The 11,870-nt window shown below is 43.5% G+C and carries 9 protein-coding genes; 6 read left to right on the forward strand and 3 right to left on the reverse strand.

Translation table 11 applies throughout. The features are described 5' to 3' along the window. Positions 1–17: 17 nt before the first annotated feature. Both phoB and RA178_RS15555 read right to left on the reverse strand, forming a co-directional pair. Positions 18–707: a phosphate regulon transcriptional regulator PhoB gene (gene phoB / locus RA178_RS15550; protein ID WP_006085167.1), complete on the reverse strand. Its 690-nt coding sequence runs from the start codon at positions 705–707 to the stop codon at positions 18–20. A gap of 186 nt (positions 708–893) precedes the next feature. Beyond that, a complete protein-coding gene (locus RA178_RS15555) occupies positions 894–1,862 on the reverse strand; it encodes a porin (protein ID WP_168823290.1) in 969 nt (322 codons plus the stop codon). Between the two features lie 291 nt (positions 1,863–2,153). Here RA178_RS15555 and rdgC point away from each other — a divergent pair, with 291 nt between their 5' ends. Beyond that, the gene (rdgC, locus tag RA178_RS15560) at positions 2,154–3,068 is read left to right on the forward strand and encodes a recombination-associated protein RdgC (RefSeq protein WP_113941038.1); all 915 of its coding nucleotides are present in this window, start codon (positions 2,154–2,156) and stop codon (positions 3,066–3,068) included. 170 nt (positions 3,069–3,238) lie between these two features. On the opposite strand, the gene RA178_RS15565 is transcribed toward rdgC, so the two are convergent. Beyond that, positions 3,239–5,050: a M61 family metallopeptidase gene (locus RA178_RS15565; RefSeq protein WP_306682659.1), complete on the reverse strand. Its 1,812-nt coding sequence runs from the start codon at positions 5,048–5,050 to the stop codon at positions 3,239–3,241. A gap of 134 nt (positions 5,051–5,184) precedes the next feature. On the opposite strand from RA178_RS15565, the gene RA178_RS15570 reads away from it, so the two are divergent. From RA178_RS15570 to RA178_RS15590, 5 genes are all read left to right on the forward strand, one after another. Continuing rightward, positions 5,185–7,347, forward strand: a complete 2,163-nt coding sequence (locus RA178_RS15570; protein WP_306682661.1) for a tetratricopeptide repeat protein — start codon at positions 5,185–5,187, stop codon at positions 7,345–7,347. Positions 7,348–7,498: 151 nt separating this feature from the next. Then, positions 7,499–9,055, forward strand: a complete 1,557-nt coding sequence (locus RA178_RS15575) for a GGDEF domain-containing protein (protein ID WP_105249767.1) — start codon at positions 7,499–7,501, stop codon at positions 9,053–9,055. 56 nt (positions 9,056–9,111) lie between these two features. Next, complete coding sequence (gene ppnN, locus RA178_RS15580; protein ID WP_028760679.1) at positions 9,112–10,467, forward strand: nucleotide 5'-monophosphate nucleosidase PpnN; 1,356 nt, start codon at positions 9,112–9,114, stop codon at positions 10,465–10,467. Between the two features lie 21 nt (positions 10,468–10,488). Next, on the forward strand, positions 10,489–11,295 hold the full coding sequence (xni, locus tag RA178_RS15585) for a flap endonuclease Xni (RefSeq protein ID WP_306682663.1): 807 nt from the start codon (positions 10,489–10,491) through the stop codon (positions 11,293–11,295). 110 nt (positions 11,296–11,405) lie between these two features. After that, positions 11,406–11,828, forward strand: a complete 423-nt coding sequence (locus RA178_RS15590; RefSeq protein ID WP_028760680.1) for a DUF3192 domain-containing protein — start codon at positions 11,406–11,408, stop codon at positions 11,826–11,828. Positions 11,829–11,870: the final 42 nt, after the last annotated feature.

The following is an 11,870-nucleotide window of genomic DNA, read 5'->3' on the forward strand; positions in this document are numbered from 1 at the left end:
CTAACAGTTATTCAGCACTAAATGCGTGTAGAGAAACGATAACCAGCGCCACGAACCGTTTGGATCAAGCGATCATGACCAGACTCTTCAACGGCTTTACGAAGGCGTCTGATATGCACGTCAACGGTTCTGTCTTCAACATACACATTGGTGCCCCACACATTATCGAGTAGCTGTTCACGGCTGTAAACACGCTCAGGATGGGTCATGAAAAAGTGTAATAAACGAAATTCGGTTGGGCCCATATCTAATACAGTTTCACCCACACTCACCCTGTGACTCACAGGGTCGAGCATTAAGCCCTGTACATCAATGGTTTCTTCTAAACGAGTCGGTGCACTACGACGCAATACGGCTTTAATACGTGCGACCAGCTCTTTAGGGGAAAAAGGTTTAGTGATGTAATCATCGGCGCCAACTTCGAGGCCTTTGACTTTATCTTCCTCTTCACCGCGGGCGGTTAACATAATGATCGGAATTTGGCGCGTAAACTCATCTTGCTTTAAGCGTTTCGCCAATTGAATACCACTTCCGCCAGGAAACATCCAATCCAATAAAATCAGATCGGGGTAAGGCTCCTTTAGCAGCGCAATGGCCGAATCAAAATCTTCCGCCGCAGAGGTTGTAAACCCATGCTGTTCCATTACAAAAGTCAGCATCTCGCGGATGGCCAACTCGTCTTCTACTATCAATATCCTTGCAGTCATAAGTGATTTTCTGTCAGTGAATGTCAACACGGCTATTATTAGTCATTTTTATTACAGATTTATGAATAAGCACGCCGCTTGAGCTATATAGTAGTAATATTTGTCATAATAAGTTTATATAACTGTTTGTTTATAGCAATAAAAAAGGAGGCTATATGCCTCCTTAATTGAGTTTTAATGCTAGATTTAGAATTTGTGTTCTAAGCCAACACCAATGTATTTGTCATCATCTGTAGACGCTTCTAACGAACGGTTCGTGTAGAAAGCGAATAGTTTAGTTGGCTTACCTAAGCTGTAGTCTGCACCTACCGACCATGAATCACCAAGTTCTTCCATATCTTGGAACTGAGCTTTTAAAGTAACAGCATCAATATCATAGGCAGCGCTTAATAGATAGCCGTTAGCACTTTCTGCAGTGACTTCAACTGGCATCGACGTTGCAGAATCAAATTTATAGGTTTGCTCTTGTTGCTGGTACATACCACCCAGTTTAATACCGGCTAACTTAGCTTGTAAGCTGGCACGAACAATCTCATATCCAGACACATCTGAGTCATAAGCAAGAGATGCATAAACGGGTGTTTTTTTCAGTTTCGCATCACCATACATGGCCGCTAAGCTAAAACCATCTTGAGCAAATTGACCTTTTACATCATTGCCTTCGGCAACATAGGTAACACCGAATACAAAATCACCAAAGGAAGGCGTAAGGTAAGTCGCCGTTTGAGCAGCGCGAACTTCACCCTTGAACAGCTTACCTAAGTCACCTGAAAGGTCGTTAAACTGATCAACATCACCTTGAGAAATTTTCAACAAGGTATCATTACGACCCACAGAGAACGAACCAAATGCGCCTTTCAAACCAACAAATTGGTTACGTGCAGTAAAGTTATCGCTTGATGCTGCACCTGTATCAACTTGATATTCCACTGTGTAGAAAGCTTCCAGCGAGCTAGACAGCGCAAAATCACCCTTCACACCAAAACGAGAAGCATTACTTTGAATAGTTGTTGTAGCATCACCTTTCTCATCATTTGATTGAGCAGTGACATTCAACTTACCATAAACAGTCAGTGGCTCAGCGGCATTAGCTGAAGCCAGAGTTGCAGAAGCTAGCGCAGAAGCAAGTAGAGTTTTACAAAAAACGTTCATCATTTAATCCTTTCGACGTTATGTTCGTCTTGGTTATTGGTTTGGAACGACCGAAAGTTTGCAATGAATGTGTTTCAATTTTATTTCAATTGTGACCATTAACGTTGGCGTGCAAAAAAGCTGACGCGAAGCCAGGCATAAAACCCAGTAAAAATGCGGGCTGCAGCTAAGCTAATTATTATGTTACAGTTTAATGAATTCTGATCCTCAGTTAAAAATCAGCTATTGAACACAGGTTTACCCCGTCCAAACTATGCCGTAAACTGCCACTTTAATTTTCAATGGGCGCCTCTTATGTGGTTTAAAAATCTTACTCTTTATCGTTTCAATAAACCTTTTGCCGTCGAAACCGAAGCGCTAGAAACTGCGTTGGCCGATTTCACTTTCTCCCCCTGCTCAAGCCAAGATGTCAGTAAATTTGGTTTCTCAAATGCGTTAGGCAAAAAAGGCAGTTCTTTGGTCCATAGCGCTGACAATCGCCATCTGATCTGCGTGACTAAAGAAGAGAAAATTCTGCCAGGCCAAGTCATCAAAGAAGCCTTAGAAGAAAAAGTGGCTCTCATTGAAGATGAAGAAAATCGTAAACTGGCGAAAAAAGAAAAAGATGCGCTAAAAGATGAAATCATCACTAGCCTACTGCCACGCGCTTTTTCGCGTCGAAGCCAAACCCACGCCTTGATTTTGCCTGAGCTAGAAATGATCCTCGTTGATAGTTCAAGTGCCACTAAGGCCGAAGAATTATTAGCGTTATTACGTAAAGCTCTCGGCAGTTTACCTGTGATCCCACTGAGCTTTAAAGCGCCAGTCGAATCCAATTTAACTGAATGGTTAAAACTTGGCAGCGCACCATTACCCTTTGAAATGCAAGACGAAGCCGAGCTAAAATCTGAAGCTGATGAAGGCGGAATTGTGCGCTTTAAGCAGCAGGATTTGAAAGAAGACGAAGTGTTAGCTCACTTAGCAACAGGTAAGCAAGTACACAAGTTAGCGCTGCATTTCGGCCAATCGATTGCACTATTATTGCAATCAGATGCCAGCGTGAAGCGCCTTAAATTCTCTGAAGAGTTTAGAGCAGGGAACGATGAAGTCGGCACTGACGATCCTATGGCCCGTTTAGATGCAGACTTTGCCCTAATGGGCAGCGAGTTAGTCGCCTTGATGCATGCACTCGTGGCCGCCCTTGGTGGACTCGAAGACGCACAAGTTTAAGCAGAAATCGTTAAGCAAACGAGATCTGCAATTCGCTTGTTAGACTGAGCCGTACAAGATAAGAAAAGGCGCCCCATCAAAATAATGGTTGCGCCTTTTTTATGACGATTTCACTTTAGGTGGCTTTAAGACAAAGGCATTTAGATGCTAAAGATGAAGCCCTAACCACATTAAGCTTTAATCGCTAACTCGCCTTTATTGTCAAACGGCCAATCAATGCCTAACCAAGTCTTGAAGAAAGCTTTTTGCTGTTTAGTCGCTTTTGCATCCCCCTTGAGCACTAGCTTACCGCTTTGCTGCTCGCCAAGGATGAGCTGTACTTGCTTGATTTTATCGTTGCTAAATAATACCACCTCTACACTATCGCCAACCTTAAAGTCTTTGATGCGCTTATAGAAACCCGCAGCAGTCACCTTGAGACCATTAATCGCTAATACTTCATCCCCCGCAACTATGCCCGCTTGCCAAGCAGGACCATTACGCAACACTTGGTCTAACACTAAAGAGCCATGGGTGCTGCTCAAGGTCATTCCCGCAAATGCCTCAGCTTTTGAATCTTTACCATAGGACAGATTTAACCCAGCCTGTGATAATAATTCTGGGAAATCTAAACTCATGGGACTATTCACATTGGCTTGCCACCAAGGTGCATAATCTTTGCCGGATAAGTCTTTAAGAATATACTGAACATCACTAACACCATAACCTTTTGGTACGCGATGTTCTTGATATAAACGACGGTGCACATCGCGATATGAATACTTAAGTTCGGAGTCTTGCAGTAATGAAAAATCTAAGGCTAAAGAGGTTAAGTAACCCTCTGAGTAAATATTTACACTGTGGTTAATGGCATAATCGCCACCGATACTGCTCCACTCCCCTGCACTCGCCTCTGCCACAGATTGAGTTTCACGACCCGGATTGAGTTGGTTTTTCTCGACGCGCTTGGCTAAATCTTCGAGGAACTCTTTAACTGTTATCACTCCAGCCCGCAACAGCAACTGATCTTGAAAATAACTGGTAGAACCTTCAGCCATCCACAGTAATTCCGTCATGTTTTCATGTTGATAATCGTAGGGAACTAATCCCTCGGGACGATAAGCCTTCACGTTCCAGGTATGGATAAACTCATGGGATGCCGTGCTAATAAAGCGCAGGTAGTCCTTGCGTTCACGGAAACTAAAGCGCGGCAGCTGAATGACAGTAGAATTTAAATGTTCTGTCGCGCCACTGGCACCACTCGTTGCATGCACCATATAAACGTAACGATCAAAAGGATAATCATCCCAAATCACCTTAGCTTGACCGCTTAAGGCTTTAAGATCTTTTACTATTTTATCCGTGTCATAGTTACCTTCCCCCCAAAACACCAATTCATAGTTTTTACCATTAGCACTAAATTGTTTATGGGTACTCACACCAGTTTCAATCGGGGAGTCGATCAACACATCATAATTAGGGGCAATAAAGGAATGAGCGGCCTTACCCGATGACATCCCAGAGTAACTTTGCCAATTTTTAGGTACTTTTAATTCTACGGATATTGGTTCAGAGCGAAATTGCGGACTGTACATGAACACACCGCTAGCATCTAAATAGGCATGGCTCGCGTCAATATGGCGCACCCTTTCGCCTAATTCATTAGCATACAATTGATAACTGACGGTAACACGGGTTGGCTGCGTGAGCGCCACTTGCCATTCACCGCTCGCGGTGCGCTTCCATTGCAGTTCATGACCTTGACTATCTTTAGCACTAAATAAGCGCACACCATCGGCCAAAGGCAATACTTGATATTTGCCCGTCCGCCACACAGGGAGATTCACCGTAAAATCGTTCGTCTTCACTTCAGGAAAAGTGACACTCACTTGGGCAATATGGTATTCGGGTTTAATAAGGTCGATTTGGTATTTCACATCGGCCAATACTTGACCCGAAAATAATGCGCTCAATATCAAGATTGATAGTCTGTTGGGTTTCACTCTTGCTTCCTTCTGTTATTATGCTTCTTATGATTTTTCCAAGTATAACAAGTCGATGTAGCATCCTCATTAGGCGCTAACAAAAGCTAACAAAATAAGTTCCTTGACTAAAGGAATGAGGAATCACAGTTCAAATGCAAAAACTCACGGTTATTTTATTTACTCTGTTGCTGTCACTGCCTTTTACAGTCCAAAGCCGAGATCTCGAAGCGGATGAGGTTGAGTTAAGAGAATCACCGCAGCAAATGTATGATGCACTCAACAAAACGATTTCCTTTCCCCTCGCATTTCAAAACCGTGACCAATTTGAGCGCGCAGCCCAAGAGCAAGGCTACAATCCACTCGAATTTGAACAGATTTTGTATTTACTGGCCCGCCTCAATATGGAGCCAAACGTTAAAACCAAGGTCGATTTTCAAAACGCAAAAAGCTTGATTGAACTCCTATCGACTGCGGCGCAATCGCCCTACGAACTTGCCATGGTCGCCATGTTAAATGGCCGTTACCTTGGCCGTACGGAACAGAAATATCAAGAAGCGATTGGTCTTTATAATGAAGCGCTCACCCGCATCAACGACAGCTATGACATCGAAGCATTAATTCTTAAACACAATATTCATGAACATCTAGGTGGCTTACATTTATTGATCCGCCAAGAAGTGCCAGCACTGATGCACTTCCACACATACCGCGACATTGCCTATAAACTCAGAAACGATTATTTAATCGCGGCGGCTGAAGCGAGGCTTGGCTTTTATTACAACTTTAATCAGCAGCTTACAAAATCATTACAGCATTATAGTGAAGCGATTCGGATCTCTAATCGTTCTAATTACCCATCAATGAAAACCAATCTGCAATTACAACTTTCAAAGGTATACCGTGATTTAAAGCAGTGGGATGAAGCGCTTAAAAACGCTCATGAAGCCGCGGCTGGCTTTAAAAAAATGGGCAATGACACTTATCTTTCAAGTTGTATGACAGTGATCGCTATGGTCTATGGCGAACAAGGGGATTGGCATAAAGCGATTGATTACTACCTAAATGCCCAGCAATTAGATGCAAAACGCGGTAACTACATCGCACAGGGGCTTAATTTCCATAATTTAGGACAAGCCTACTCAAATATTAAAGACAATGTTAACGCCCTAAAATATTTACTGATGGCCAATCAAATATTCAAAGAAAAACAAAGCCATCACTATCAAGTTTATAACGAACTCTTAATTGGTGAAATCGCCCAAACCAACCAAGATTGGCCGCTAATGATGGCCCATGCCGATATCGCATTAGCACTCGCGGTCGATTTAAAACTGGTCGATGAACAAAAATCCGCACTCACACTTATCGCCTCGGCGGCGCAAAAATTAGGTGAATTAGCAAAAACCATCGATGCCCAAGCCCGTATCATTGAGCTAGGTAAAAAGCCTGCCGAGACTGATAAAGACTCCCCTGTGTCGGCCTCTGCCCTTGCAGAGCAACAGCTAAAACTTGAGCTCAACATGCTACAGGGAAAACTCGTTGAGACAGTGAAAGAAAGCAACAACACTCACACGCTACTGCTCATTTGCAGCCTTATTGCTGGACTCTTGCTGCTCGTGATTATTTTCATGCTACAAAATCGCCGCAAAATAACGGCTAAAAACGCGGCATTAACTCAATTAACGCTACAGGAACCCTTCACTCACAATTTAGGGTATGCCGCATTATTAGCGCACTTAAGCCATAATCAAAGTCAGGAATCCACAACGGCACTCGCGATTATCGCCTTCCCCACCCAACTTACGGCGGATCTGGACTATGGCCAATATTTTAGTGATGCAGTAACAGCGCAAATTGCCAATCATCTAACGGATGCACTCGCAGCATCTGTTTATGTGGTACGCCAAGGGGTATTTGCGGTTCGGTTCACGCAACCTATTGAGCCGACACAAATACTCAGCCAAGTACGCCTGAAACTCGATCAACAGCAAATCACACATCATTTCCGTCTTGGCTTTGCGCATTTGCCACTTTTAGCGAAATCAGAAATTAAAATGGCCGCGAAATTAAAATTTGAAACAGTGCAGATGGCGCTTGCCTGTGCCCGTAGTTTAGATGGCAATAACGACTATTATGTCGTTCTCAGAGCCCTAGACTTTGTTCCTTTGAGCTTATTTGCAAACCCGTTATTTTTGCACCTTGAAAAAGGCATTGAGCGTGGATTAATCAGATTAGAGACCAACGGCAATAAAGAGGATATTCGCTGGCCTTGCTGGGAAAATAACCAAGATAGGCAATTATTGGAAAATATTTGATCAATATCGGTAATTAATCACAGAGTCACAGGCAAATCGCATTTGCACTCTACGCCCAGTGTTATAACATTAGTATCATATGAGTTAACAGCTAATCTGGACATAGGATTGTCATGTTTTTTAGCCTTGCAGAGTTAGGACAATACTCAGGATGAAGGATTCAAGCGCTACAGTTTCACAACTTGCCTTGCTGCAACAGAAACTCCATTCGGCCAAACTTGCCCTTGATGAAGTTAATGAAGATAGAAATGCAAAGTTACAGACATTACTCCAATTTATTGGTCACTTAAGCCTCGCCTGTAAAGGGCAAAATCTTGAGCTGGATAATAAACTCGCCAAACTGCGCCATAACTTAAATACGTTTGAGCGAGTCGATGAGGCATTGCCAGAATTAGTTGATGTCGAGCGCCTGCTAAAAGGCCAATATCACCATGTGATGGTACAACTCGAAGAGAGTCGTACTGGTTTGTCACAGGTGATCCGTCAGATCCAACGCGTTAACTCTGCACCTGAAAAGCTCAAAAAAGAAGTCAATTACTTCAAGCAAGATCTGGCAAAACCTTTTCATACTGTGTGGGAATATATACCTAAAGTTAAGCAAATCATTGGCTTCTACGAAACCATATTACAGCTACAATTTAGCGAATCTGAAAAACTTGATGTCTTACCAAAACACAGGCAACTAGCCCATGAGCTGGCACAGATGATTTCGGAAATCGAGTTCCGTAAAGATCAACGTGACCAAGTATTAGTGATCAAAGAAGTACTCTCTTCTGAGATTGAAGTTGATAGCTTGCTCGAAGCCTACCAAACCATTTTAGCGTTATTGCTTGATAACATCGCCCGCGAGAAATCGGCATCCCAAGAGTTTTTGTTTGCACTCAATGATGCCTTAGCCGCGGTGCGTGAAGTGGTGAGCGAATCTTACAATCACAATCAACGTAGCTTCCAATTAAAAACCCAGCTAAATCGTGAGATTAACACCCGCGTCGACAACGCCGGTGAAATCATTATCGATGTGGAAGACGTCGTTGACCTTAAAGCTCAACTAACAGAGCAACTTAACTCTATCCGCTCGGCATTAGCCCGTAAAGAAGCCCTAGAGCAAAGAGAGCAAGCTCTGCTACGCAAGTCGATGGAGACAATGCGCAAAGAGCTTAATGAGTTAAGTAGTGAGGCTAACACCTACAAAGAGCGTTTGTTTGAACAACAAAAACTCAACTTACTCGACAGCTTAACTCAATTGCCTAACCGTGCTGCATTAGAAGAGCGCATGGAGCTAGAATACCGTAACTATCAACGACATAAGTCCCCGCTGTGGGTTGCCGTTGCCGATATCGATCACTTCAAAACCATCAACGACAGTTTTGGCCACAGCACAGGTGATAAAACCTTGCAAGTTATAGCAATGGCATTAAAAAACTCCCTGCGAGATACAGAATTTGTAGCCCGCTATGGCGGTGAAGAATTTGTACTGCTATTACCTGATGTGGCCCCTGCTGATATCGCTCAACTTTTAAACAGAGTGCGCGAGAAAGTAAAAAATATTCCATTTAAATTTAAAAATCAGAGAATTACAGTTACAGTATCTATAGGGGCTGCGCAAGTTATGGGAAGTGAACTCATACATGAGACCTTTGAACGCGCCGATGCAGCACTCTACAAAGCGAAACACGAAAGCAGAGACAGGGTTGTGATTGACGTATAATTAAGCCCCACTATACGCCTCCTCTAATCACTCCTGTCATGACGAAGGAGTGGTAAATGATAGTAAAAGTCAGCCCAAAAGGCAGCATGGATCAGCTTTCGCAACTTGAAGTTGATCGACTTAAAAATAGTGCCAAAAGTGCCCTATACCAACTGTACCGCAACTGCTCCTTAGCAGTGCTTGCCGCGGGTTTAAAAACCGACAACTCTAAAGCCCTATTCGAGCAATACCATGATTTCGACATCAACGTTCTACAACGGGAGCGCGGTGTAAAATTAGAACTGATCAATCCCCCCGAACAAGCCTTTGTCGATGGTCAAATTATCACGGGAATTCAAGAGCATCTGTTCTCAGTCTTACGCGATATCCTTTATATCAGTGATAGATATGACTCACTAAAACACATTAATCTGACCAATGCCCACCATATCACCAATGTGGTGTTTGATATTCTGCGTAATGCGCGGGCGATAGCACCAATGAAGGACCCTAATGTAGTCGTTTGTTGGGGCGGACACAGTATTAATGCCATCGAATACCAGTACACACGTGAGGTAGGTTATCAACTTGGCCTGAGGGAATTAGATATTTGTACAGGCTGTGGTCCTGGTGCGATGGAAGGTCCGATGAAAGGTGCGGCGATAGGTCATGCCAAGCAACGGATTAAAAATGCACGATATATTGGTTTAACTGAACCAAGTATTATTGCCGCCGAGCCACCGAATCAAATTGTCAATGAACTGGTGATCTTACCCGATATTGAAAAGCGCCTCGAAGCTTTCGTGCGCTTAGGCCACGGCATTATTATCTTCCCTGGCGGTGCTGGCACGGCTGAAGAATTGCTCTATATATTGGGTATTTTACTTAACGAAGAAAACCAACAAACGCCTTTCCCCCTGATACTCACAGGCCCAACGGAGAGCGCAGATTACTTTATTAAGATTGATGAGTTTATTGCCTCAACCTTAGGACCCGAAGCTCAGAAAAAGTACCAAATTATCATTGATAATCCCACTGAAGTGGCACGCATCATGAAGCAAGGAATGGAGCAAGTAAAAGCCTATCGCCGCTCAACAGGTGATGCTTACCAATATCAGTGGGCACTGAAGATAGAGTCTGAGTTTCAGTTACCTTTTATCCCAAGCCACGAAGTGATGGCAAACTTAGATCTACACTTCCAAACCAATAAAGCCGAACTTGCCGCCAACCTGCGTAAAGCGTTTTCGGGTATAGTGGCGGGTAACGTCAAATCGGAAACAATCAAGCACATAGAGCGTGATGGCCCCTTCCAACTAAAAGGCGATCCTAAGCTCATGGATATGATGGATAAACTCTTAAGTGCATTTGTACAACAACAAAGAATGAAGCTTCCAGGAAGCGCCTATATTCCTTGCTATCAAATAGTGAAATAGAGAGCGAAGCAACAACACCCCATGAACAAGTTTTTAATCATCGATGGTCTCAACTTGGTTCGCCGCATCTATGCGGCGATCCCCGATGAATCCGATATGCAAAGCCTCACAGAGCGCGTCAGTTTGGCGTGCACTAAACTGCTGCGTGTGCATCGCCCAACCCATGTAGCTATCGTGTGGGATGGGGATGAAGTCTCATGGCGTAAACAGCTTTACCCCGATTATAAGAAAGGCCGTAAACCTATGCCGGAGCCGCTGGCAAAAGGCCTTGCTGCGCTGCAAGATCACTTAACCATGATGAACATTGGCTCTATTTATGCGGCGGCTGAAGCCGATGATGTGATTGCCACTCTAGCGATAAAAACCGCCAAAGCGCAGGGTGAAGCCATTATAGTGTCCACCGACAAAGGTTTTAGTCAGCTCAATCATCGCCAAATCAGCCAGTGGGATCACTTTAATCAGCAGTACTTAGATATCGCTGCATTGGAACAAAAACTCGGTGTCGAGCGCAATCAATTTCTCGACTTGATGGCATTAGCGGGCGATAGCGGTAATAAAATTCCCGGAATTGCAGGCATAGGCCCTAAATCAGCCGCCGAATTATTGAAAACCTTTAGAAGCTTACCAACCTTGTTTTCATCGCTATCTAACTTAGGTGCTAAACAAGCCAAAAAACTTGCCGAAGGTAAGGAGATGGCAAGACTCAGCTATAAGCTCGCACAGTTACAAACAGACCTGCCACTCAATATTAATTTAAAAGATTTTCGCGTGATGAACTCCTTACCTGATAATAACTGCCTGCCTGAAAACCCAATCAATCCTGCCTAAACATCTGTTAATATAAAGTTGCAATTAACGCATTTACCTTAGAACAACAAAAGCGTATTTTATGGACGTAATAACGTGACTCATTTAATGAGGTAAAGGAATAACTGTAAATGAAATCAAAAGTTTCGGTAATCATCGGTAGCATTTTCGCCGCCTACGTCGCCTTTGTCGCTGTGGTGGTACTCGTTTATGAACCTACGCCAGATGACATGAGTTGGGAGGACAGACAATCCTATAACAGCCAAAAAATGAACGAGTTAGCGCTAGGGCAAAATATCGTTTCAGTAAAACAGTTACTAGGTAAAGCTGACTTTTCAGAGGCCAAAGCCGTAAAAGAAACCAAGCTACAGGTGCTCTTTTATCGCACTCACCATGAAAAATCAGACGGTGTGACCACGAAAGAGGAATGTACCCCACTGATTTTTGAAAATGATCAATTGATTGCTTGGGGCCAAGATACCTATAAGCAATATCTCGATGCAGATACTGACACAGCCCTCAGCTCTGCCCAAGAGACATTAACCAGTAAATAAATACGACTGACAGTTAAATAAAAACGCCACCGAATCGGTGGC

It is taken from the genome of Shewanella oncorhynchi (assembly GCF_030848765.1).
GTDB lineage: Bacteria > Pseudomonadota > Gammaproteobacteria > Enterobacterales > Shewanellaceae > Shewanella > Shewanella oncorhynchi.

Coding starts and splice junctions, on each gene's coding strand:
- xni (WP_306682663.1), top strand. CDS start 10,489: ATGAACAAGTTTTTAATCATCGATGGTCTCAACTTGGTTCGCCGCATC.
- phoB (WP_006085167.1), bottom strand. CDS start 707: ATGACTGCAAGGATATTGATAGTAGAAGACGAGTTGGCCATCCGCGAG.
- RA178_RS15555 (WP_168823290.1), bottom strand. CDS start 1,862: ATGATGAACGTTTTTTGTAAAACTCTACTTGCTTCTGCGCTAGCTTCT.
- RA178_RS15575 (WP_105249767.1), top strand. CDS start 7,499: ATGAAGGATTCAAGCGCTACAGTTTCACAACTTGCCTTGCTGCAACAG.
- RA178_RS15570 (WP_306682661.1), top strand. CDS start 5,185: ATGCAAAAACTCACGGTTATTTTATTTACTCTGTTGCTGTCACTGCCT.
- ppnN (WP_028760679.1), top strand. CDS start 9,112: ATGATAGTAAAAGTCAGCCCAAAAGGCAGCATGGATCAGCTTTCGCAA.
- rdgC (WP_113941038.1), top strand. CDS start 2,154: ATGTGGTTTAAAAATCTTACTCTTTATCGTTTCAATAAACCTTTTGCC.
- RA178_RS15590 (WP_028760680.1), top strand. CDS start 11,406: ATGAAATCAAAAGTTTCGGTAATCATCGGTAGCATTTTCGCCGCCTAC.